Below are 22,970 nucleotides of genomic sequence, written 5' to 3'. Positions count from 1 at the left end.
GGCGCGGCGGTCGAATCCCAGTCGCCAAAACAGCGAAGTGACTCCAGACAGCTACAGTGTGGCAGCACTGGTCATCCGCCGGGACCAGGGCAGACTATCGCAACAAGAAAAAACAACAAGATATTTTAGTAAATATTTACTTCGGAGACAAAGTCCGGACCGAACTGGTAATCACAGTTATGGATGGCGGCAGCTTTCTCGCCAAATCATGCGAGTGGGGATGATGACGCGTTTGGTGTAATCCCTGCCAGCAAGGCGTTCGACCAGCAGCTCAACAGCTGCCTCGCCGATATGCTCTCCCCGAATGCGCACACTGGAGAGGGGAGGATTGAGAAACTGCGCCACAGGAATGTCGTTAAACGACACGACGGCGATATCATCCGGGATCGAAAGACCGGCCTCCTGAAACGCCCGGTACGCGCCGATTGCCATATTGTCGTTGGCGACAACGACGATGTCCGGCCTCGTCCCCTGTTGAAGGACGTGTTTTGCGAGAGAATAGCCGGCTTCAAGGCGAAGATTTTGCCCGGTGTCGGCGACATCCCCCAGCATCAGGAGTTCGGGAGAAAACAGACCCCGGCGCTTATGCCAATCGACGTAAGCTTGACCGCGCGTGCCGTAACGGGGGATAGATAGCCCATCGGCGGGTCCACTGATGCCAATGAACCCGATGCGGCTGTAACCAAGTGCTGCGATGTCATCAAGCAGCATATGTGTGGATTCGTTCAGATCGCTGTATACACAATCCAGGTCATTACGCCTGGGTTTGAAATCGGCGAAGACGATGTTGCGGCAATTATTCTGCAGCCAGTCAATTTCGTTCTGCTTGTGCTGGCCGATGGCAATCACGCCCGACGCGCCCTGCAGGAGGATCTGATCTGGCAATTGTTCACCGTGATAGATCTTGGCGATCTCGGTGCCCATATCCTTACAGCGATTCTCGATGCCGAGACGGACGCCGACGTAATAGGGATCGGCCAATTCCTCTGTCGATTCCAGGAAATGCACCAGGACGAGGCGTGAAAGCGATGGGCCACCCGCATGGGAAGACCCATTCCCGCGATTGCGATTGCGGGGCGTCTCGTAGTTGAGCGCTTCGGCCGCCTCGATAATCGCCTGACGTTTGGTGGCGGAAACAGACAAGGTCGGATCATAATTCAGGACGCGTGAAACCGTGCCGGATGACACGCCGACGGCGTTTGCGATTTCCTTGATGGTAACCATGTCTGCCCCCCACCTGAATGTTCCTGCATCAACAATGTTTAGTAAACGTTTAATCTGCTGGCGAGGTGATAACGCGTGGCTTGACGATTGTCTGCCAGCTTGGCCAACCGTCCCAGGAAAAGACCAAGACGTGGCAGATGTTTGCGCGGATGTTTCCGGATGAGCCCGCGGCGGGACATGGCCGCGCCAATGTTGCCACACTTGGCCGCGAGCGTTAGAGCAGGTGAAATGTATCCCGACAGGAGACCTTCGCTGTGGCAGATGTCAGACCGATCCGGCGCAAAACGCTCCATAGCGAAATTGTCGACCACCTGCGCGGCATGATTGTCGATGGGCAGCTGGAGCCGGGCGCGAAGATTTCCGAGCGTGACCTTTGTCTGCTGTTCGACATATCCCGCACGCCACTGCGCGAGGCGCTGAAGGCTTTGGCTGCAGAGGGCATGATCGAACTTTTGCCCCAGCGCGGCGCCCGCGTGGTGATGATCTCCGACGAGGAACTGCATGAACTGTTTCCGATCATAGCAAGCCTAGAAGCGCTTGCCGGCGAACTGGCGTGTGAAACCATCTCACCGGAACAACTGGCAAACATCCAGGCACTGCATGTGGCCATGATTGCGGCTTACGAGCGGGCTGAGCGGCTGGAGTATTCACGCCTCAACAGGCTCATCCATTTCGCGATTTTCGAGGCCGCGCAAAACACGTCACTGACGACACTGTATGGCAATCTGGAACTGAAGATCCGCAACATTCGCCATACCGTGCGCCAGCGCCCACAGGACTGGCGGCAGGCTGTCGATGACCATGAAAATATCATCTCGGCGCTTGCCGCACGCGACAAGATACGACTGTCCGAAGTGATGCGACGGCATGTGATGAACACTGCCGAAATGGTGCGTCACTCCGTGAAGGATCTCGGCGAGGTGGTCGTGTCCGATATCTAATCGTCAGACCCAGCGCGGCTCGGGCGCCCAAAAAATCGTCTTGGACAGCACATCATACAGGCATTCGGCGACAATCTGCCCATAAAACGATCTCAAAAAATGAATTCATTATTCATTATGCAATTTCTGTTGACCGGTTTGCTCGCTCTCGTCATTTTCTCCTCGAATGTCCGGGCCACCGCTTCTAGCCGGCCAGTCAGGTCCATCGGGCTTCCAACAAAAGGGGATGACAATGAAGAAACTGACGCTTTCATTTCTTGCCGTAATGATGTCCGCGGCAACGGCAACAGCCCAGGACAGCGGCACGCTTGCCAAGATCGCGGAGCGCGGCGAGATCGTCGTCGGTCACCGCGACGGCTCCGTGCCATTCTCCTATTACGACGACCAGCAGAAGCCGATCGGTTATGCGATGGACCTCTGCGCGCAGGTCGTGGAGGCGGTCAAAACCAAGCTGGGCAAGCCCGACATCAAGGTCTCCTACATGCCTGTTACCGGCACGACGCGCATTCCGCTGCTGGCCAACGGCACGATTGACATGGAATGCGGCACCACCACCAACAATGCCGACCGCCAGAAACAGGTCACGTTCTCGACCACCAATTTCGTCGCTGGCGTTCGCATTCTGTCGAAGAAAAACGCTCCGATCGCCAGCATGGCCGATGCCAAGGGCAGGACGGTCGTCACGCTTGCCGGGACCACCAGCGTCAAGGTCATCAATGCCGCAAATACCGCCGACGGCCTCGGCCTTACCATCCTGTCTGCCAAGGATCTGGCTGAGGGCATGCTGACGCTCGAAACCGATCGCGCCGTGGCCCTGATCTTCGACGACGTCTCTATCGCCGGTGCAGCTGCGACCTCGAAAGCACCCGCCGATTATCAGATGTCGACCGACCCGCTTTCGGTCGAGCCTTACGGCATCATGCTTCGTCGCAACGATGATGCGTTCAAGAGCCTCGTCAACGCAACGCTGGAAGGTCTCTACAAGAGCGGCGAGATCAACGCGATCTATGACAAGTGGTTCACCCAGCCTATCCCCCCACGTGGCATCAACATGAACTTCCCGATGTCCGCCCAGCTCAAGAACGTCATCGCCAACCCGACCGACGATCCGAACCCGGATCTCTATCGCTAAGCGACAGAACGATGTGACGATCCGGCCCGGCAACAGGCCGGGTCGTCATCCAGCCTGCGAGTGACGGATACGGCAATGAATTACAACTGGAATTGGTGGATCTTCTTCGAGCCCTCGCTCGACGGGACAAACACCTATCTGACGACACTGTTCTGGGGGCTGGGCTGGACCATCGCCACCGCGCTCTGCGCTTTTGCGATCGCGCTCGTGCTCGGGTCGGTCGTCGGCGTGGGACGCACGGCGCCCTCTCCGTGGATGCAGCGGAGCGCGACCACCTTCGTCGAGATCTTCCGCAACATCCCGCTGCTCGTGCAGATGTTCCTCTGGTATTTCGTCCTGCCCGAAATCCTTCCGCGCGATGCCGGAATGTGGATGAAGCAATTGCCGAACGCGCAGTTCTACACGGCCGTCATCTGTTTGGGCTGCTATCACGCGGCGCGCGTCGCGGAAGTCGTTCGCGCTGGTCTCGAAAGTCTGTCCAAAGGCCAGAAGATGGCCGGACAGGCGCTCGGCCTGACTTTGCCGCAGACCTATGCCTATGTGCTTCTGCCCATGGCATACCGCATCGTGGTGCCGGCCATCACCTCCGAATTCCTCAGTTGCACCAAGAACACGTCCGTTGCGCTCGCCATCGGGCTGATGGAACTGACCGGCGCCGCCCGCGCCATGCAGGAAAACAGCTTTCAGATCTTCGAAGCGTTCACCGCCGCGACGACGCTTTATCTGGCTCTCAATCTCGTCATCGTCTTCGCCATGCGGGCTGTCGAGGGGTTGGCCGTCGTGCCGGGCTATGGCAACCGCCGCAACGCCGTGAAGGGACGCTGATCATGCTGACCGGCTTCGACCTGCAAACCGTCATCAACGCCCTGCCCTATCTGTTTTTCACGGGCATGAGCTTTACCCTGACGCTGACGGTGCTTAGCACGATTGGCGGCATCCTGTTCGGCACGATGCTGGCGATCATGCGGCTGTCGCGCTACCGCGCAATGTCGGCAATGGCCGCCGGCTATGTCAACGTGCTGCGCTCGCTGCCGCTGGTTCTGGTGATCTTCTGGTTCTACTTTCTGGTGCCGTTCCTCGCCCAGTGGCTGACGGGTGCGTCCAGCCCGGTCCGTGTCGATCCGTTCTGGTCGTCCGTGATCACCTTCACGCTTTTCGAGGCCTGCTATTTCTGCGAGATCGTTCGCTCGGGCATACAGTCGCTGCCGAAGGGCCAATCGCTGGCATCACAGGCGCTCGGCATGACCGAGAGACAGACGATGATCTATGTCGTTCTGCCGCAGGCCATGCGCAACATGCTGCCGCTCTTCCTCACCCAGACGATCATCCTTTTCCAGGACACCTCGCTCGTCTACGTGCTGTCGATCACCGATTTCCTCGGCGCCGCCGCAAAGATCGCCCAGCGCGATGGCCGCCTCCTGGAAATGTATGTGTTCGCGGCTGCCGTCTACTTCGTCATCTCGCTTCTCGCATCCCACGCCGCCCGCCGCCTTCAGAAGCGCGTTGCCATCATCCGTTAAGGCCAGAACCATGATCACACTCAACGACGTCAGCAAATCCTACGGCGACTTTCAGGTCCTGTCCCACTGCACCACATCCGTCTCGAAAGGTGAAGTCGTCGTCGTCTGCGGCCCGTCGGGGTCGGGCAAGTCGACGCTGATCAAGACTGTCAACGGTCTGGAGCCGATCGACAGCGGCGAGATCCTGATCGACGGCACCAGCGTTTCTTCCGCGAAGACCAATCTGCCGATGCTGCGCGCCCGGGTGGGCATGGTGTTCCAGCATTTCGAACTGTTTCCGCACCTGTCGATCATCGACAATCTCGTGCTTGCCCAGCGCAAGGTGCTCAAACGGCCACGGCCGGCGGCTGAAAAGAAGGGCATGGTGCTGCTCGAGCGTGTCGGTCTCATCGATCATGCGCGAAAGTTTCCCGGTCAGTTGTCGGGCGGGCAGCAGCAGCGCGTCGCCATCGCCCGTGCGCTCGCCATGGACCCGATCGCCATGCTGTTCGACGAGCCGACATCGGCGCTCGATCCGGAGATGATCAACGAGGTTCTCGACGTCATGGTGGAACTGGCGCGGGAAGGCATGACGATGATGGTCGTCACCCACGAGATGGGCTTTGCCCGCAAGGTTGCCAATCGGGTGATCTTCATGGATCGCGGCGAGATCATCGAGGATGCCGCCAAGGACGATTTCTTCGGGAAGCCGCGCAGCGAACGCGCTCAGCAGTTTCTGTCGAAAATTCTCGTCCACTAACCGCCACATGCCCGTAATGAAGGATATCGGAATGGAAATGCCCAACGAGCAGCACTTGCTGACGATGGCGGCCGCGCGCGGCGATGTGCTGGCGAACGACAGGCTGGTTCTTTATGCCGGCGCCAATCTTCCAAGTGCTGCGGCGCAACTGGCCTACACGCCGGCACTCAGCGCCTATCCTGCCATGGGGCCGAGCTTTTCCAAGGAGCAGCCGGATACGGATCTGGTCTCCGACCTGGAAGTCGCGATCCGCGCCGAGATCTGCCAGCTGTTTGGTGCGCAATGGGCCGAGCCGCGTCTGCCAAGCTGCACGATCGCCAATCTCGCCGTGTTCCACGCCTTTTCTAAGCCAGGCGACCTGCTGCTGGCACCGGCCGCCGCCCATGGCGGTCATCTCAGCCAACGGCGCGGCGGCACGCCCGAACTTGCCGGGCTGGAGGTCGAGGACCTGCCCTTCGATACAGTCAACGTCTGTCTCGATGCCCGGGCAGCGGCCGATCTCGTTCGCGAACGGCATCCCACACTTGTGATGCTTGGCCGCTCCGTGATGATCAAGCCGGACGATATCGGCCCGGTCGTCGAGGCTGCCCGCTCCGTCGGCACGAAGACGATCTTCGATGCCTCGCATGTCTCCGGCCTGATCGCAGGCGGCACTTTTCCCAACCCGCTGACGCTGGGCGTCGATATCATCACCAGTTCCACCTACAAGACCCTGCCCGGCCGGCCGCATAGCCTGGTAGCAGGCCGCGATCCGGTTGACGGCGAGCATCTGGCCCGGTTCATCGACCGCACTCTGTCGGCCAATTACGATGCAGGCAAACTGCCCGCATTCCTGACCACCCTGAAAGAAGCCACGGCGAACGGCCGGGATTATGCGCAACGAATCTGCGCGAATTCGAAGGTCCTCGCAGCCCGGCTCGCCGCCAACGGCGTGCCGGTAATCGCACCAAAGGAAGGCGAAACCTTTACCCATCAGGTTCTGGTTCCCATCGATCCCGCCACGCCGCCTGCGCAGGCGATGCTGGCGCTCGAGCGACAGGGCATCCTTGTCGGCACCTGCGCCGACCCGACAAGACCGGGCGGATATGCGCTCAGGATCGGGACTCAGTTCGTGACGGCGCAAGGCGGCAATGCCGGTACGATGACCGCAATCGCCGATCGTCTGGCTGCAGCATTGCAGCCTCATTTCAGGACCACGTAAGCGGATCGAGAACAAAAGCCCTAGGTCGGCATAATTTCATCAAAAGGCGTCCAGTAGCAACAGGTTTCGGACGACAGGACGCCGCATTGCCCGCCTTGAGGCAGGACATATCCTACAGCTGTCGATAGGTTTGAAACGGCGAGCACAGTCTTACGACCTTATCTGACCGCCATTATGCAACTCAGCTGTTGGTGCCCCGGCTCAACAAAAGGGCCTTCGAAAGAAGGGTTCCATGTCTTGTTATTCCGTTGCTCGCCACTCGCGGACTTCAATTGCGCCGCTCTCGGCCAATTCGGTACAAAGGAAATGTGAGAGCGCATCTTCGGTTATTACGGCAGCGCTCAGGCGTCCTGAGCGATATGCTCCGGTATCCAAGGCGATACGATTTGAATAGACTTCCGGCCGAAGGGATTGCGTGATTGTGTGACCATGCAAAACGATGTGGTCATGAGCGTCGACGTGGTCAAGAAAACCTGCACGGATCCACCGCAAGTCATAGGCATCTTGATTTACGAGCTGAATGCCGGGACGTATGCCGGCGTGAACGAAGCAGAAGCGCCCGATCTCGGTGAATGTCCGTGCATGATCCAGCAAATCCACATGGTGCGGAAAGGTTTGGCGTATATCTGCGGCGATGTTTTCGAATGCGGGCACTGGGTGACTGGAATATGCGCTAACCGTCGCGGTACCTCCCCAATCCATCCAGTTGACGGCATCCTCATCCCTGAGCGTCCCACGAAGGAGCTCACGTAGGTAAAAGTCATGGTTACCAAGGATCAGGCAGGACCCAGGATAGAGGTCGAGTGTCGAACAGACCTGATCCAGGACCTTTGGACTATGAGGGCCACGATCAATCAGATCGCCCAGGAAGATCACAACCGGTTTGGATTGGAGTTTATTCGATTCCTCGGCGATGTAATCGAGCATCGCGCCGAGAAGATCGGCGCGTCCATGGACGTCGGCGATAGCGTAGACAACGGGCGGAAAGTTTTCGGTGGCGCTCACAATTATTCCTGCAAATGAATGTTGAGGCCAGCAACAGCCCCTGACGTTTTCGGCCCGTCAAACTCGGAGCGGTCAGATCGGCACCAAGTTCGAGTTTGCCGGGCTTATCCCTTAACTTAGTTAGACCAAGGCGCTCCATCAAAAGGTCAGCAAGAGACTCTTCAAGACAACCAAGCTGCATATAGCTTATGTCGGGGTCACCTCAAAGACCCGCCGACATCAGCTCCAAAAAACTAGATCGGGCAGCCCGGCATGCAGCTGCCGATGGCGTCCCGCTGCAAATGTTCGTCGGGTCAGTCCGAAGAGAGTACTGGTTTCTATCAGGAAGTTTTGGACACTTATCGGTGCATAACCATCAGGATGATGGACTTTGATAGACGTAGGCTGCAACATTCGCTGCGGCTTGCGTTTTCGAGCACTCGTCGTCACACACATCTTTTTGTTTGTGATGATCATTCGACACAAGCGCTCCTTAGAACGTCGCGCATGACTTAATTAAACGCGATTGGCTGCGGCGTGACGTCTGATCCGGTCACCAGCACCGGCACCCGTTCGCGGGTATGGTCCGTACCAGCCCAAGTCGGATCATTGCCGTGATCGGCAGTGATGATGAGAAGATCGCCTTCGCGCAGGCGGCTCGTCTTCAGGGCGCTGTCATCAAAGGCGCAAAACCTTGCCCCAACTAAGGATCGATGTCCTCGTCTCCGGAAACGCCTCTCGAACCCATGCTGTCAAAGTCCCGCGACCTGGATAACCCAACGCCCTCATCGCTGCAGAGATAAAGCGATCCTGAGTGCGGTAGTGCTCAATCGCCGCCCCCTTCTGGGCCTCGGAAAACTTCGGTGCGCGAGCCGCACAACGAACGCGCAGGTCATGATGCTGCTGGTATTCGCGATACCAGTTCCTCAGCGAATTCTGTCAGCGTGGGAATACATGAACTAACTCCTGGTGATCCAGGTTTTAGTCCGCATCCCCTTATGCGCCTAACCGGCTCAGTTCGGCGCGGAGACCAACAGGTTGGACTTTCGAGCCAGTCCACCAAACGCCGGGACCAAACACTTAGATTGCTTTCTTTAGCAGCCTCTCGAAGGTGATCAGCCGGGACGGCGACGTTGACCCAAAAACAGTCATTCCGACAGACGCATAGTTGGAGAAGTAACAAAAAATACTACCTTTAGTAGAAAATAGCTTACCGCACTGGTGATTTTTTGATAGGACAACCTCTGGTGGTTTTCTCACATTTTGGAGGTTCGCAATGTTTGGAAAGATGTTGATTCTATCGTCAGCCATTCTCGCTTTAGGCGGCACTGCACATGCCCAGTATAACCCGGCAGCGAGCTGTTCCATCGGGCCCGCAGAGTTTCAAAGTTGGTTTGCAAACAATAAGATCGCCAAGGATGGCCCGATCGTTTTCGCCAACAGTTTAGCGTTCCCCCAAAACAATACCAAGTGCGACTTTTATAAATGGGGTCAGCAGATGTTTCTCTGGCTGACCTCGCCATCCGGGAGCGGCGTCACGATAACATCTCCACAATTCTATAACGTCAACTTCAACCAGCAGGGGCAAGGCATCTATATCCAGGGCGACAACACCGGATTTTTAAGAAGCGACAAATCCGGTGAGATCACCTCGTTTCGCTCAACGGTCAATAACATGGTGGTAAAGGGTCTGCTGGCCGAGAATATTCAGCCGGGCGGCCAGGCTGGTGGCGGCGATGCTCTCATGTCGCTGAACGGCTCACTTGTCTATTATGCCGTTCACACCAATGACGTTTACGCCTGGTTCAACACCGCTGTTACCAACGGCGCTTTGCCTCAAACGTCGGAATTCCCGAATTCCGCGGCAGATTTGAATGCGTTGCTGAACTATGTGACCAGCAAGGGTGCCGCCGTAAAAGACGCTGAAGCGCTGACCATGGAGATCAAGACGTCCTGGATTGATGCCGCGAAAGTCAATGGCAGCCTGACGGACTATGTCACCATTACCGCCGACGTTCCCAATTATCAGGGTGCAATAGGCGCAGCCAAATGGACAATTGGCACGCCTGCCACTGTCACCAAACAGCTCGCACTGGTCGGCATGCATGTGGTCGGCACGGTTCAGGGGCACCCGGAAATGGTCTGGGCAACATTCGAGCACAAATCGAATGCACCGGACAATACCTATTATCTGTCGTTCATGCCTCCGCTCGACCAGCCCATTGAAGCGCCAGCCGTTCCTGTGCCCTATAACTCTGCCGGGCAGTGGAATTTCATGCAGCCCAACGGCTCGCAGGACGGGGCGCTGGTGCCTCAAATGACGGTCGATAACGCTGGCAATGTCGTCGCAACCCAAGGCAACGTCGTTGGCCCGAACAATACCTACCGTGTCAACCCTTGGGGGAGCCTGCCTGAGCCAGCGTCAGCCAACAACAACACGCAGCTTTTCACATTGAATACCAATATCGACTACATGCTCGCCAACACGCCAACCGGAAAGGACCTGCGCTCCAATTATATACAGGTTGGAGCGGTCTGGACCCGCAATGGTTCGATACCCTCCGCACCGGCCGACAATAGTCAGCAGGTCGGCTCGCTCCTTCTCGCCAATACGACGATGGAAACCTATCACCAGAAAGTAGGGCAAGGCATACGGCCCGCATTCCAGAATGGCTGTTTTGGCTGTCATAATACGTCTAAGAGCGCAAGCAATCCCAATCCGCTTCCGACATCGACCAGCCATTTGTTTTCGACCAGTAACGTTCCTCTCGTCGGAAAATGACCTGTGGCCCAAGATCTTGCCACCACGTCTAATCCAGCTGCAATGAGCGCCTTGGCGGTTCTGGATACCCCAGATGGCGAGGTTGGAGGTTCGAAACACGGCGGAACCGCGACGTTCGCACAATGCGCGGCGTTGAGCCAGTCGTGGCGCAGACCCCGGCATAGTTTGCCGGGGTCCGGTATCCGAGCGATGAGTGCGGCCGGGAAACTGTTATGATTGTCGACCATTCTGCAATCGCGCTGCAGGCATGATCCTGTCCGAAGAACAGGCTCTCACGGAGCAGGTCGTGGCGCATACGGCCGTTGAAGATCTCGCTACAGCCGTTTCGCATTCGCCTCCCTGCCGCGCGTTAGGCGTCGTCAGTTCGGGCGCGACACCCGGCCTGATGTCGATATGTTTGGCGATGCCGTATCCTCGAGGACGAGGGACGCGCTGACAATTAAGTCGGCGATGCTCTAACCCAAGTTGAGATGCACGGCGACCATGGTCGCCACATCCGCGAACGCGATGATGCCCAGCGGCGATGCCGTGACGCCCGGCCCGGTGACAAGCACGGGCACGCGCTCGCGCGTATGATCCGTCCCCGGCCAGGTCGGATCATTGCCATGATCGGCGGTGATGATGAGAAGATCGCCTTCGCGCAGGCGACGCGTCAGTTCCGGCAGGCGGGCATCGAAGGTTTCGAGTGCACGGGCATAACCGGAAACGTTGCGACGATGGCCCCAGAGGCTGTCGAACTCGATGAAATTGGCGAATACCAGATCACCGTCCTTCGCCTTGCCCGTCCAGTCAAGGACGTGGTCGAACAGGGCCATGTCGTCCTTGCCCTTGGAGACGCCGGTAATGCTCTTCATCGCAAAAATGTCGCCGATCTTGCCGACTGCATGCACGCAACCGCCGGCAGCAACCACCCGGTCGCAGAGCGTGCCGTCAGGCGGTGCGATGGCAAAATCCTTGCGATTGGCGGTGCGGGTGAAACTGCCCGGCGCTTCACCGACGAACGGCCGCGCGATGATGCGGCCGACATTGAGCGGATGGAAGATGTCCGCGGCGATCCGGCAGGTTTCCAGCAGTCGGTCGAGCCCGTAATGGGTTTCGTGCGCGGCAATCTGCACGACGCTGTCGGCAGATGTGTAGACGATCGGCTTGCCGGTCGCGATATGGTCGAGACCAAAGGCGTCGATGACTTCGGTGCCGGAGGCGTGGTTGTTGGCAAGCGTGCCGGCAATGCCGGCGCGTGACACCAGTTCCGCCATCAGATCGGCAGGGAAAGCCGGCTCGGTACGCGGAAAATAATGCCAGTCACGCTCGACAGGCACGCCCGCCAGTTCCCAATGGCCGGACTGGGTATCCTTACCGGCCGAGATTTCCTGCGCTGCGCCGTAGCGACCGGTCGGCACGGCCGACAGGCCAGGGGCTGTCTTGCCCGAGGCGCGCGTGATCGCCGCGCCAAGGCCAAGCGCATCCATGTTCGGCACCGTCAGCAGTCCGCTCCTGCCATCCTGCGCACGGCCTTCGGCGCAGGCTTCGGCAATATGCAGCAGCGTGTTGGCGCCCTCGTCACCATAACGTGCCGCATCGGGCGCACCGCCGCAACCGACGGAATCGAGAACGCAGAGGAATACGCGTGCCATTTTTTATCTCACGAAAGCTGAAACCGGCCGAGCGAACGGCGGCGGATCAGTTCGATGACTTCGTAGAAGGCCCAGCCGATCAACGACAACAGAATGACCATGCCGATGACCACCGACGTGTCGCTGTTCTCCTGACCGGACGACAGAAGATAACCAAGCCCCTCATTGGCGCCGATCAGCTCGCCGATGACAGCGGCGGTCATGGCCAACGTGGTGGCGACCGCCATTCCGGCGAGAACCGACGGCAGCGCCGAGGGCAGTTCGATATGGCGGAACCGCTGCCAGGGGCTGAGTTTCAGCACGGCGGCGAGATCGCGGAAACTGCCTTCACCATAACGCAGGCCCGTCACCATGCCGGACATGACCGGGAAGAACGTCACGATGGCGATCAGCACGATTTTGGGAGTCGGCCCGATGCCGAGCCACAACAGCAGAAGCGGCGCGATGGCGATTTTCGGGGCGGTCTGCAAAAGCAGAATGAGCGGCGTGGCAAAGCGTTCTGCCCGCGGGAAACGTGCGAAAACCACGCCGGCAAAGATACCGGCGGCGGTTCCGAACACGAAGCCCGCGACGATTTCCGACAGCGTCACCCAGATGTGGCGGGCGAGCTTGGCGTTTTCGAACAGGAAGACAATACGGTTGAACACTTCGACAGGGCCCGGCAGCAGAAATGCCGGGACATCCAAGAGATAGACGATTGCCGTCCACAGGACGAGGGTCGCGATCAGACCCGCAATGCCACGCAGAATCATCAGGCTTACTTTCCGATCATGGACGGATCGACGACGAAGTCTTCAGCCTTCGGCGCGCTGTCGATCACCTTGAACTGCACCAGGATATCGGCGTTCTTCTGCCAACCGGCGATATCGGCTGCGCCGAGACCCTTTTCCTTGGTCAGCGCGCTCTGCCAGACCGACGGAACGAAGGTCTTTTCGAAGGCGGTGGTGAGGATCGGCTTCTGATCCTTCGGCCAGGTCGGGGCGTATTTTTCGAGCGCGATGTCGAGGGCTTCCGGCACGTGGCCGTCGATGACCCATTCATAGGACTGGGTGACGGCGGTGGTGAAACGCTTCACGACGTCGGCGTTTTCGGCAAGCTTTGTGTCGCTGGTGACGACGACATTGCCGAAGGACGGCAGGAAGTCGTTGGACAGGATCATGGTGATCTTGGTGCCGTCGGCTTCGAGATTGTACTTGCGAAGCTCGGAGAAGACGATCGCATCGACCTGACCGGCCTGCAGCGACTGGACGATGGCGCCGGTGGCGACGACTTCGACGGTGACGTCATCGAGCGTCAGGCCCGCCTGCTGGAGGCCGACCTGCAGCTGCAGGTAGTTCGGGCTGGCAAGGCTGGTGACGGCGATCTTCTTGCCCTTCAGGTCCTTGTAGGTCTTGATACCGCTTGCTTCCTTGGCCAGAAGCGCGCCGATGCCGCGCTGGTAGGTCGTGTGGACGACCTTGACCGGCAGACCATTGGCGGCAGCGGCAACAACGGCATCACCGTTCGGGAAACCAAAATCGACATTGCCGGCGGCGATGTTGGTGAGGATGTCGGCGGCGGCGGCATAGATGAACTCGACCTCGATGCCGTTCTTCTCGAAGATGCCCTTCTCGACGCCGGCATAAAGCGGCGCATAAAACGGTGCGGCGGCGCCGTCGATCTGCAGGATCACCTTGTCGGCGGCTTCCGCCGTCGTGGCGAAGAAGGGCGAGGTGATCAGGGCGGCAAGGCTTGCTGCCGTGGTGACGCGGAACTTGAACATTGTTGTGATCCCCTTTTTGTTCATTGTTTCGAGAAGGCACGTCCTGCAATGCGCAGGAGATTTCGCTGGGTGGCTTCGTAATCGTCGAGCCATTCGTCCGTGGCGCGGTTTCCGTGGACGCCGAGCAGGCAACCGGTTTCGAGCCCGATGGCGCTGCCGACCGTCATGATGATCTCGCTCTCCATCTCGACGCCGATAGCGCCCTGCGCCAGAAAGCCGTCGATGAAGGCGCCGGACAGATCCTGCCCGTCATCGACGGGGCGATAACGGCGGTCCTGGCCGAAATAATAGCTGTCGGTGGAGGCGACCATGCCGGGACGACAGGTCAACCCCAGCTCGGCCGCGGCATCGACCAGACCGGACACGAGCGCGGGCGAGGCCTTGGCTTCACCGCCGGCGGCGCGGTAGGTGCGCGCGGTGCCGGTATCGCCGAGGGCGCGATCGACGGCGACAAACGAGCCGGGTGCATAATTCGCCACCAGCGCCGACATGCCGCCGATGCGCACGACGCGTTTTGCGCCGAGCATGGCCAGTTCGACCAGCGCAATCTCGGTCGAGGGACCACCGATGCCGGTGGAGCAGATCGTCAGCCGCTGACCTTCAAACGTGCCGGTGATGAGCGCGAATTCGCGCTTGCGGCCGAAATCGGTCACGTCTTCCAGCATGTCGGCCAGCAGGCGCACGCGATCGGGATCGCCGGGCGTGAGAACATTCTCGGCGATATCGCCGGGACCGCAAGGCAGATGCGGCGGGCGGCCGTTCTTCCAGGGAAAGGCTGCACTTGTCATCGCTTGGCACCCTTCCAGGACAGAAGCCGGTTTTCGAGCATGGTCAGGACGACATGCATGAGCAGGCCCAGCACAACCGTCAGCAGGACTGCGGCAAACAGCAGCGGCGTCTTGTAGGTCGCGCCGGCATAGGTCATCAGGTAACCAAGGCCGAGCTTGCCCGACATCCATTCCGCCAGCACCGCGCCGACCAGCGCCTGAACCGCGCCGATCTTGAGGCCGACAAAGATTTCCGGCATTGCCGACGGCAGCTCGATCTGGCGGAACCGCTGGATATGACCGAGACCGAGAAGTTTGGACAGATCCTTCATCTTCGGATCAAGCGTGCGGAAACCGGCGACTGCGCCGATGAACACCGGAAAGAAGACCAGCGAGAAGATCAGGATTATCTTCGCCAGGATGCCGAAACCGAACCAGACCACGAACAGCGGCGCCAGCGCGATTTTTGGGGCGGTCTGAAGGATGACAAGCGGGCCATCGACCCAGATGGCGAGCTTGGGAAAGCGCGTCATCACATAGGCGAGCGCGATACCCGTGACGAGGCCGAGGATGAGCCCCAGCACGATGTTCTGCACGGTGAAACCGAGATGCAGCCAGAGCTCGCCGCTCATCGCGATACCGGCCAGCGCATTCCAGGTGCGCAGCGGCGACGGCAGGAGATAGGTCGGCATGGCCATCGGGCCGGTGGCGAACCACCAGGCGCCGAGCAGCACGGCCAGTGCCAGCGCATAATCGATCCAAGCGGTGAAGCGCCTGATCATCAGTGCGCCCCCTCGCCCTGCGCCACACCCGGCGTGCGCAGATCGCGACGAAGCTGGGCAACCAGCGCATGATAGGCAGGATCGAGCTTGGTGTCCTCGCCGCGCGGGCGGGCCAGATCGACGTCGTGAACGCATTTCAGCTTGCCGGGACGCGCAGTCATGACCATGACGCGGTCGGCCAGATAGGCAGCCTCATCGACACTGTGGGTGACGAGCAGGATGGTCTTGCCGGTCGACTGCCAGATGCGCAGCAGCTCGTCGTTGAGCGTATCACGCGTCATCAGGTCGACGGCCGAAAAAGGCTCGTCCATCAAAAGGATCGGCGGATCGTCCGAGAGCGAACGGGCAATCGCGGCGCGCTGGCGCATGCCGCCGGACAGCTGGCGCGGCAGCGCCTTTTCGAAGCCGGCAAGTCCGACCATCTTGATGAGATCGAGCGCAACCTTGTCGGCCTCGGCGCGGGAAACGCCGGCGGTATCGAGGGGGAAGCGGACGTTTTCGAGAATGGTTTTCCACGGCAGCAGGACGGGCTCCTGGAAAACGAAGCCGACCGGGCGCTTGCGACCGGCGGTATCGAGCGTGATCGTGCCGCCGCTGGCGTGATCGAGTCCGGAAATCAACCGCAGTAGCGTCGACTTTCCGCAGCCGGAAGGACCGACAATCGAGATAAACTCACCCTGCTTGATGGTGATCGTGACCGGCTCGAGCGCCGTCACCGTTCCGTGGTCCGCGACGAATGTCTTGTGGACACCCGCGATATCGATCATCCGCTCAGATTGCGACACCCAAAAACTCCGTATCTCAGAAACGGGAAGATCAATGGCGATATCAAGAGGACCCTGCCCTCTCGTGTCGCCAGTTTTCCCGGGAAAGGCCGCAAGCTTTCACAAAACATTCACCCACGCAACAAAAATTCTCAAAGATGAGATTTGTATCAAAAGAATATCTTTTTACGCGCAATGCGAGAAAGATTCATATCTTGACCTGGCGTTGTAAAACGGTCTTTTCGATAAAATCCGCCGCCTGATCGCCCTTGAGACTGCGCCGCCACAACTGGTCGGTCATGCTACCGTAAAGCTGCACCGCCTCAGTGGCGGCAGTGACGGTGGCGACGCCGACACGGATATTGGCGAAGGAGCCAAGCCGGAACGGACTGACGGCGACCTGCGCCCGGTCTGCCCGCTTGAACACCTGGAAACTGGCGCCCGGCATTGAATCGATCACCACGCCGATCTGCACGCCGATCGGCTGTTCGCGCAACATGCGGACGATGTTGCGGATCTCTTCATGCGCCGCCGCCTGCCGCTTGGCCAGATCGACATCGGGCGGATTATGGGCGCCGACAAAGCCGACGCGCGCGAATTCCTCCAGTTCGGCGGCCGATACGAGGCTGACGATATTGGGGCTGCGGCGACGAAAATTCTCCTTGCGGGCCTTGAGGATATCCATCAGCGCGCCGATATCGCGCAGCGCCGCCGGCCGGTTGTCGACATCCTGTGGGATGCTTTCATCGAAAATCTTCGGTAGCAGTTCGTCGTATCGGTCCGTTGTCAGCAGGTAGGAAATCGGCCCGAACATCACGGTGATCTGGTCGACATCCTCTTCCATCTGGCGCATGCGCTCGAAGAAGCTGATGGCGGATGCGATATATTCAACCCCGACGCCCAACAATGTCGGCAGGGAAACACCGAGGAGATCGGCAATCTTGCCGAGTGTATCGACCTTCGGAGGTTTTCCGGATTCGTATCGATAGATGGCGGCGCGTGACACGCCTGCCCTGATTGCCAGGTCTTCGGGCGTGAGGCCGGCCCCCATACGAAAGGCGCGCAGGCGACGGCCGACATCCTCGGTGGAACTCACAAAGTCCATGGCGATTCCCCCGTTCGCGGATTGATAAACCTTCGAATGCCTAAACAAACTCGGGACAATTCGCAATGCGGATATTTTTCATGCGAAAAATCTCATTTTTGAGAATCATCTTGACAGCATCCGCGGTTCCAAAATAGGCTTTGTTTTTGAACGCATGGAGAGCCCTATGACGTCCGATCGCCTTTTCGCCCGACGCTGATCCTCAGCCACCGGCCGCGCGCGACGACGGGCATGCCCCAGCTGTCGCAAGCCTCTTTCCATGACAGAAACGTCCTTGAGCAGCGGTCAACCGCTGCCGGGCATCCCATTTCCCCTTTTCTTTCCGGAACCGCCATGTCAGCCAGCCTCCGTGCCATTTCCGATTCAGCCTTTGCGCCCGCTGGCCTTGTGCGGCAGCCTTCCATTCATGAGCTGGAGGCCCGCATCAAAAGCCACGAATGGGTGAACGGCCAGTACCGCCTGATGGTTCTTGCCGCGCCCGATTGCGTGCTCGATTGCCGGCCCGGCCAGTTCTTCCACCTGCTCTGCCCGCAGACGGATCGTTTCCAGCCCTATTTCCGCCGGCCGATGAGCATCTACGGCTATGACCGGGAAAGGGGCGAACTGTCCTTTCTCTACAAGGTCGCAGGCACCGGAACCGGGGCGCTGGCCGAACTCGAGGCGGGCGACACACTGAATATCGTCGGCCCGATCGGCCAGGGTTTCGAGATCCGGCCGGAATGGCAAAGGCCGCTGCTCCTGGCCCGTGGCGTCGGACTGGCAACGCTTGCGCCGTTGGCAAAGGAATGCGCCAGCCTCGGACGGCCACTGACGGCGATCTGCAGCGCCCGTTCTCCCGATCTGCTGATGTCGACCGACCTTTTTCGAGACTGCGGTGCCGAGGTCATCACCGTCACCGACGAAGAAGGCAATTCCGGCGTCGAAAGCCTGACGGCCTTGATCGAAGGGCTGATCGCAACGCGCGGCATCAATGCCTTTTTCACCTGTGGTTCCGCGCGCCTGATGCGCATGCTGCAGGATATCGGCACGCGCCACGGCATCGGTGGACAGGTGGCGCTCGAACAGCACATGGCCTGCGGCATCGGCATGTGCCAGGCCTGCGTGCGCCCCTTCCGGCGCGCCGATGGCGCGGTCAACCTGCGGGTCTGCCGCGAAGGCCCGGTTTTCGATCTGCAGGAGGCGATGTGATGGCCGACCTTTCCACCCGGATCGGCGCATTGACGCTGAAAAACCCGATCATGCCGGCCTCCGGGACGTTTTCCGAGGAACTGGCCGAGGTATTCGATCTCGACTGCATCGGCGCGCATGTCACCAAGACGATCACCCGCGAAAAACGCTCCGGCAATCCGGTGCCGCGCGTCTGCGAGGTCAATGGCGCGATGCTGAATTCGATCGGCATTCCGAGCAAGGGCGCCGACTTGTTCGTGAAAAACACCATGCCGTTCTATGCCGCTTACGAGGCTCCGCTGGTGATCAGCATCTCCGCCAATACCGCCGACGACTTTGCCCGTTTTGCCGAAGAGGTGAGCGCGCCGGGCGTGGCGGCGATCGAGGTCAACATTTCCTGCCCGAATATCGAAGACCATGGCAAGGCCTTTGCCATACGCCCCGGCTCCACCGAGGACGTCATCCGCAAGATCCGGTCCGCCACCCACCTGCCGATCTGGGCAAAGCTGTCTCCCAATACAGGCGAGGTGGTGGAAGTGGCGCAGGCGGCGGAAGCTGCCGGTGCCGATGCGCTGGTGACTGCCAACACCATGCTGGCCATGGCGATCGACAGCCGCAGCGGCGAAATCAGGCTGGGCAATGTCATGGGCGGCCTGTCCGGCCCGGCACTGAAGCCGATCACGCTGCGCATGACCTATCAATGCGCCAAGGCCGTTGCTATCCCGGTGATCGGCTGCGGCGGCATTTCCAGCGTCGATGACGTCATCGAATACCTGATGGCCGGCGCCCGCGCCGTGCAGGTGGGCACCGCAACCTTCATCAGCCCGAACACCATGCCGCGTCTGGTGGCAGAGCTTGAGGCAACGCTTGCCGCACGTGGCCTCGCCTCGCTCGACGCGCTGATCGGCGCGGCACGACTGGCCGACGAAACCATCACCCTTGCGGAGTATGCCTGATGCCTGCCGCCCTTCTCAAGACAGCGGAAGCTTTCGACCTGTTCGCCGTGGCCGAGCGCCTGTTTGCCGAGATCGCCGCCCACACCGCCGACGTCGACGGTGTCAGCCGCCCGGCTTTTTCAGAGATCGAAGCGGCCACACTGGAATACCTGATCGATTTCGCGCAATCGGAAGGCCTGGTGGCGGAATGGGATGCCGGCCGCAACGTCGTCTTCAGCCTGCCCGAACACCGGGCAGCACCGCGTTTCACGCTGGTCGGCTCGCATGTGGACAGCGTACCGCGCGGCGGCAATTTCGATGGTCTCGCCGGCGTTATTTCGGGCCTTCTGTGCCTGGTACGCGCTTGCCGGGAAGGATTTATCTTTCCCGCTCCCGTCAAGGTGATTGCCATGCGCGGCGAGGAAAGCGCCTGGTTCGGCCCCTGCTATATCGGCTCAAAAGCGCTGCTCGGCGCCCTTTCTGCCGATGAGCTTTCTGCACGCCACCGGGCAGACGGCCGCACGCTCGACGAACACATGCAGGCCACCGGCATCGACATGGGACCGGTGCGCGCAGGCAAACCGCTTCTCGATGGCGCGACGGTCAGCGCCTATCTGGAAGTGCATATCGAACAGGGCCCGGTGCTGATCGAGCGCAATCTGCCGGCGGCGATCGTTTCGGGCATCCGCGGCAATTTCCGCTACAGGAAGATCGCCTGCTTCGGCGAGGCCGGTCATTCCGGCGCCGTTCCGCTGGCCTACCGGCATGACCCGGTTCTGGCCATGGCCGAACTCCTCAATGTGCTCGATGCCGCTTGGCACGATTTCGTCGCCAAGGGCCGCGACCTCGTCGTGACCAGCGGCATGGTTTCCACTGACCAGCAGAAACACGCTCTTTCCCGCATTCCCGACAGTGTGGAATTCAGCCTCGACATTCGCAGCCAGGACAGCGCGATGCTGGAGACGATGCACGCGCTTGTGCTCTCCCATGTCGGGCGCATCGAGCGTGAACGTGCCGTCCGTTTCGACCTCGGCCAGGCGCTGTGGACCAGCCCCGCGCTCTGCGACGAAAGGCTGATCGCCATGCTGCAAACGGCATCGGAGACCACCGGCGTGCCGGCAACGGCCATTCCCTCGGGCGGCGGCCATGACGCGGCCGTGTTTTCCAAGGCCGGCATTCCCTCGGCGATGATCTTCATTCGCAACCGCAACGGCTCGCACAATCCGCAGGAAGCGATGGAGATCGACGACTTTGGCCTCGCAACCGGCATTCTTTATCAATTCCTCGGCGGCTTCACAGGTACGGCCGAGCGGGCAACAGTTTCAAACCAGACAGGAAAGGCGAAAGTTTCCATGTTCAGCAGCATCACCGATATCATCCGCGAGAAGGGCAATGGTGCACGTGCCTATCAGGCAGCGGCAGTTGCAGCACGGCAGGCAGCCCTGGCGGAACCGGATCGAGCCGCCGGCTATTTTATTCTCGCCACCGCAGCGCAGGAGTTCGGCGATCTGCATTACGACGGGGGGTCTCATGCGAGCGTATTCGAGCAGGAACTCGAACGTTTTCAGAGCTACGTTGATATGCTCGACGAGGCCTTCGAAGATTCTGACACTGAGCAGCGTCTGAACGTAGTCTCGAAGATTGCAACCGGCTTGATCAAAGACAGGACTACCGAGCATCGATGGTAGAACGATCAATGGGAGCGCCGCTCGATATCAGCCGCCGGTGTTGAGTCCAGCTGCTTTTACCTTGGATTCACGGGATCACCGCTGGATAGGCATGACTGAACGCGGATCCCGCCCCCACTACGGCAAGCGCGCGTGCCCATGTAAAAACGTCTTTCAGCACTTTTCGACTTGTTCGCCGCAGGTCGAGGAGCGGACGACGTACGGTCTGGGCCAAGCGGCTAATTAGGAAAATCATCGCTTTCCGCCTTGGTTGCTGTTCGCAGCAACCTTCGCCACAGCAAGTTTTGCCGCCGGCGGACTGTTGAAGGGGGACACTCGTCTTGCTCGACCAGTCGCCTTGCATCCGGTCATTTGCATTCCGTCGCATATGTTGGTGATGCGATGCTTGGCAGCCTACCGGGGCGAGAAAGCTCGCCCCGAAGCCGATCACTTTGCGTACGGGATAGATTTCCGGAATTCTGAGAGATCTCTGTTGAAGCGGGCCGCTTCTTCTAAAAACGGTGCATGGCCCGAATTCGGATAGATCTTCGCGACAATGCTAGGATTGAGGTCTTTTGCGCGCGCGATACTGGGGCCTGTCATGACCAAAGTGTCTTCACCGCCATATAGCAACAAGACAGGCACCTTGGCTTTGGGCAGGCCGGCCGCAACAGCGACCGTCATGGAAGGAACCGTTTTTGTCATAACCCAGGACGCCATCGCGGCATTCGACAGAAGTCGCTCGAAGGTTGCCGCATCGGGTTGCGTCTGGAAACACAAGGCGAGAAATGTTCGAACCGCATCAAGGTGCGTTTTCAGATCGTCGGATGCAAGACCGGCATAGACGTCACGATGTGGTGTGATGAGAGCGGAATTGAGCTCGATAACACCATCCACATAGACGACACCTCCTAGATTTTCGTCGCCATATGCAGCAAGGTAGTTCGAAATAACGACACCGCCGAGCGACCACCCGACAACCACCGGCTTTTTGGCGTCGCTCGCCTTCAGCACCGCCGCAAGATCATCGGCCCAGAGCCGCCCATCTCGATAGGATTCCGCATTATCCGGCTTGTCCGATTGCCCATGGCCACGCAGATCATAGGTAATCATCCTGTACTGTTGCAGTTCCTCACTGCTTGTTTGCTCTGCCCAGTTGAGGCGGCTGCCGAGCAGACCATGGATGAAGACGATCGGTTTGCCTTCAGGGTTTCCGCTTTCCTGAACCGCGATTTCGACCCCATCCGGCGACTGTACGGTGTAGGTCTTTTCGGCAGCATTTGCCGCCGACGCCAAAAACATCATCAGAACCAGGACGCCTAGCGCGTGTACCAGTCCGGTAAACTTCTTCAATCTCATCCAATGGAATCCTTGGCTGGTTGCCGGGACCCCTTTCCATGAAGCTGGAATCAGGGGCCACGACGGACGAAAAACGGGCGCGACGGCCATCGCCTTATTTGTATCGATCGATAAACACTAACGGCTTGATTTTCGCTGTCAACTAATCTTTAGTGATCACTATGAATAATCTCATTGGGAGCCGGCGCCGCGGTCCGGTCAAACGCAAAAAGCTCCTCGGCTATTTTGCTGAGGAGCTCGAATGTAAAAAGCTGGAGTGGGGTAATTTACAAGTGTCGGTGGTTGCGGTGGCAGGACTTGAACCGTCCTTCGAACCCTTCAGGTTATGGACCTTGAGGACGATGAGCTACCATCACTAGGGAAGATGAAGTCTTCCCGCCAGCGATCACCCTTGGCATTTCCTTGGAATGTTTGGTTGCGGGGGCAGGATTTGAACCTGCGGCCTTCAGGTTATGAGCCTGACGAGCTACCGGGCTGCTCCACCCCGCGACGAGCACAAACCGAA

Annotated in this window: 20 protein-coding genes, 1 tRNA gene and 3 pseudogenes; 10 read left to right on the top strand and 14 right to left on the bottom strand. The window is 59.4% G+C overall.

The genetic code is table 11. The annotated features are described in order from the left end of the window. Nucleotides 1-177: 177 nt before the first annotated feature. Complete coding sequence (locus EDF70_RS22410) at nucleotides 178-1,224, bottom strand: LacI family DNA-binding transcriptional regulator (RefSeq protein WP_132278116.1); 1,047 nt, start codon at nucleotides 1,222-1,224, stop codon at nucleotides 178-180. 254 nt (nucleotides 1,225-1,478) lie between these two features. On the opposite strand from EDF70_RS22410, the gene EDF70_RS22405 reads away from it, so the two are divergent. From EDF70_RS22405 to EDF70_RS22380, 6 genes are all read left to right on the top strand, one after another. Beyond that, nucleotides 1,479-2,165 carry a GntR family transcriptional regulator gene (locus tag EDF70_RS22405; RefSeq protein WP_207908292.1) on the top strand — a complete coding sequence of 229 codons (687 nt, stop codon included), beginning with the start codon at nucleotides 1,479-1,481 and terminating at the stop codon, nucleotides 2,163-2,165. Nucleotides 2,166-2,391: 226 nt separating this feature from the next. Beyond that, nucleotides 2,392-3,297: a transporter substrate-binding domain-containing protein gene (locus tag EDF70_RS22400; RefSeq protein ID WP_207908291.1), complete on the top strand. Its 906-nt coding sequence runs from the start codon at nucleotides 2,392-2,394 to the stop codon at nucleotides 3,295-3,297. A 75-nt stretch (nucleotides 3,298-3,372) separates the two neighbouring features. Further along, on the top strand, nucleotides 3,373-4,122 hold the full coding sequence (locus tag EDF70_RS22395) for an amino acid ABC transporter permease (RefSeq protein ID WP_132278112.1): 750 nt from the start codon (nucleotides 3,373-3,375) through the stop codon (nucleotides 4,120-4,122). Nucleotides 4,123-4,124: 2 nt separating this feature from the next. Continuing rightward, a complete protein-coding gene (locus tag EDF70_RS22390) occupies nucleotides 4,125-4,817 on the top strand; it encodes an ABC transporter permease subunit (RefSeq protein WP_132278110.1) in 693 nt (230 codons plus the stop codon). A gap of 10 nt (nucleotides 4,818-4,827) precedes the next feature. Beyond that, nucleotides 4,828-5,556 carry an amino acid ABC transporter ATP-binding protein gene (locus EDF70_RS22385; protein WP_132278108.1) on the top strand — a complete coding sequence of 243 codons (729 nt, stop codon included), beginning with the start codon at nucleotides 4,828-4,830 and terminating at the stop codon, nucleotides 5,554-5,556. Between the two features lie 31 nt (nucleotides 5,557-5,587). Then, the gene (locus EDF70_RS22380) at nucleotides 5,588-6,757 is read left to right on the top strand and encodes a glycine hydroxymethyltransferase (protein ID WP_132278106.1); all 1,170 of its coding nucleotides are present in this window, start codon (nucleotides 5,588-5,590) and stop codon (nucleotides 6,755-6,757) included. Between the two features lie 240 nt (nucleotides 6,758-6,997). Here EDF70_RS22380 and EDF70_RS22375 read toward each other — a convergent pair whose 3' ends face one another. The 3 genes and pseudogenes from EDF70_RS22375 to EDF70_RS22365 form a co-directional block, all read right to left on the bottom strand. Further along, nucleotides 6,998-7,762: a metallophosphoesterase gene (locus EDF70_RS22375; protein WP_132278104.1), complete on the bottom strand. Its 765-nt coding sequence runs from the start codon at nucleotides 7,760-7,762 to the stop codon at nucleotides 6,998-7,000. A 491-nt stretch (nucleotides 7,763-8,253) separates the two neighbouring features. Beyond that, nucleotides 8,254-8,385: pseudogene (locus EDF70_RS30670) on the bottom strand (phosphopentomutase); the annotation flags it as partial. A gap of 55 nt (nucleotides 8,386-8,440) precedes the next feature. Beyond that, a pseudogene (locus EDF70_RS22365) lies at nucleotides 8,441-8,692 on the bottom strand (IS3 family transposase); the annotation flags it as partial. Nucleotides 8,693-9,017: 325 nt separating this feature from the next. On the opposite strand from EDF70_RS22365, the gene EDF70_RS22360 reads away from it, so the two are divergent. Beyond that, the gene (locus tag EDF70_RS22360; protein WP_132278102.1) at nucleotides 9,018-10,523 is read left to right on the top strand and encodes a hypothetical protein; all 1,506 of its coding nucleotides are present in this window, start codon (nucleotides 9,018-9,020) and stop codon (nucleotides 10,521-10,523) included. Between the two features lie 32 nt (nucleotides 10,524-10,555). Here the strand turns inward: EDF70_RS22360 and EDF70_RS22355 are convergent. The 8 genes and pseudogenes from EDF70_RS22355 to EDF70_RS22320 all read right to left on the bottom strand — a co-directional run. After that, nucleotides 10,556-10,869, bottom strand: a pseudogene (locus tag EDF70_RS22355) (integrase core domain-containing protein); the annotation flags it as partial. Nucleotides 10,870-10,978: 109 nt separating this feature from the next. Then, the gene (locus EDF70_RS22350; protein ID WP_132278098.1) at nucleotides 10,979-12,157 is read right to left on the bottom strand and encodes a phosphopentomutase; all 1,179 of its coding nucleotides are present in this window, start codon (nucleotides 12,155-12,157) and stop codon (nucleotides 10,979-10,981) included. 8 nt (nucleotides 12,158-12,165) lie between these two features. Continuing rightward, a complete protein-coding gene (locus EDF70_RS22345) occupies nucleotides 12,166-12,909 on the bottom strand; it encodes an ABC transporter permease (protein WP_132278096.1) in 744 nt (247 codons plus the stop codon). A gap of 5 nt (nucleotides 12,910-12,914) precedes the next feature. Then, nucleotides 12,915-13,919 carry an ABC transporter substrate-binding protein gene (locus tag EDF70_RS22340; protein ID WP_132278094.1) on the bottom strand — a complete coding sequence of 335 codons (1,005 nt, stop codon included), beginning with the start codon at nucleotides 13,917-13,919 and terminating at the stop codon, nucleotides 12,915-12,917. 20 nt (nucleotides 13,920-13,939) lie between these two features. Next, the gene (locus EDF70_RS22335) at nucleotides 13,940-14,707 is read right to left on the bottom strand and encodes a nucleoside phosphorylase (protein ID WP_132278092.1); all 768 of its coding nucleotides are present in this window, start codon (nucleotides 14,705-14,707) and stop codon (nucleotides 13,940-13,942) included. Next, entirely contained in the window at nucleotides 14,704-15,468 is a 765-nt protein-coding gene (locus tag EDF70_RS22330) for an ABC transporter permease (protein ID WP_132278090.1), read from the bottom strand. Before EDF70_RS22330 ends, EDF70_RS22335 begins: the two co-directional genes overlap by 4 nt. After that, nucleotides 15,468-16,253: an ABC transporter ATP-binding protein gene (locus EDF70_RS22325; RefSeq protein ID WP_132278088.1), complete on the bottom strand. Its 786-nt coding sequence runs from the start codon at nucleotides 16,251-16,253 to the stop codon at nucleotides 15,468-15,470. The genes EDF70_RS22330 and EDF70_RS22325 overlap by 1 nt, the downstream gene beginning before the upstream one ends. A gap of 187 nt (nucleotides 16,254-16,440) precedes the next feature. Next, on the bottom strand, nucleotides 16,441-17,337 hold the full coding sequence (locus EDF70_RS22320; RefSeq protein WP_132278086.1) for a helix-turn-helix transcriptional regulator: 897 nt from the start codon (nucleotides 17,335-17,337) through the stop codon (nucleotides 16,441-16,443). Nucleotides 17,338-17,670: 333 nt separating this feature from the next. Between EDF70_RS22320 and EDF70_RS22315 the strand changes: the two genes are divergently transcribed. The 3 genes from EDF70_RS22315 to EDF70_RS22305 are packed head-to-tail and all read left to right on the top strand — an operon-like array spanning nucleotide 17,671 to nucleotide 21,127. Further along, nucleotides 17,671-18,525, top strand: coding sequence for a dihydroorotate dehydrogenase electron transfer subunit (locus EDF70_RS22315; protein WP_132278084.1), 855 nt, complete (start codon nucleotides 17,671-17,673; stop codon nucleotides 18,523-18,525). Next, nucleotides 18,525-19,460, top strand: a complete 936-nt coding sequence (locus EDF70_RS22310) for a dihydroorotate dehydrogenase (RefSeq protein WP_132278082.1) — start codon at nucleotides 18,525-18,527, stop codon at nucleotides 19,458-19,460. Before EDF70_RS22315 ends, EDF70_RS22310 begins: the two co-directional genes overlap by 1 nt. Continuing rightward, nucleotides 19,460-21,127, top strand: a complete 1,668-nt coding sequence (locus tag EDF70_RS22305; RefSeq protein ID WP_132278080.1) for a hydantoinase/carbamoylase family amidase — start codon at nucleotides 19,460-19,462, stop codon at nucleotides 21,125-21,127. The genes EDF70_RS22310 and EDF70_RS22305 overlap by 1 nt, the downstream gene beginning before the upstream one ends. A 426-nt stretch (nucleotides 21,128-21,553) precedes the next feature. Here the strand turns inward: EDF70_RS22305 and EDF70_RS22300 are convergent, their stop codons facing one another. Both EDF70_RS22300 and EDF70_RS22295 read right to left on the bottom strand, forming a co-directional pair. Continuing rightward, nucleotides 21,554-22,465: an alpha/beta hydrolase gene (locus tag EDF70_RS22300; protein WP_132278078.1), complete on the bottom strand. Its 912-nt coding sequence runs from the start codon at nucleotides 22,463-22,465 to the stop codon at nucleotides 21,554-21,556. A gap of 412 nt (nucleotides 22,466-22,877) precedes the next feature. Further along, nucleotides 22,878-22,954, bottom strand: a tRNA-Met gene (locus tag EDF70_RS22295). Nucleotides 22,955-22,970: the final 16 nt, after the last annotated feature.

Origin of the sequence: Neorhizobium sp. JUb45 (assembly GCF_004343585.1) — a bacterium.
Lineage (GTDB): Bacteria > Pseudomonadota > Alphaproteobacteria > Rhizobiales > Rhizobiaceae > Neorhizobium.
Note: the sequence above shows the minus strand (reverse complement) of the source record. Positions and strands in the feature narration are given on the sequence as shown.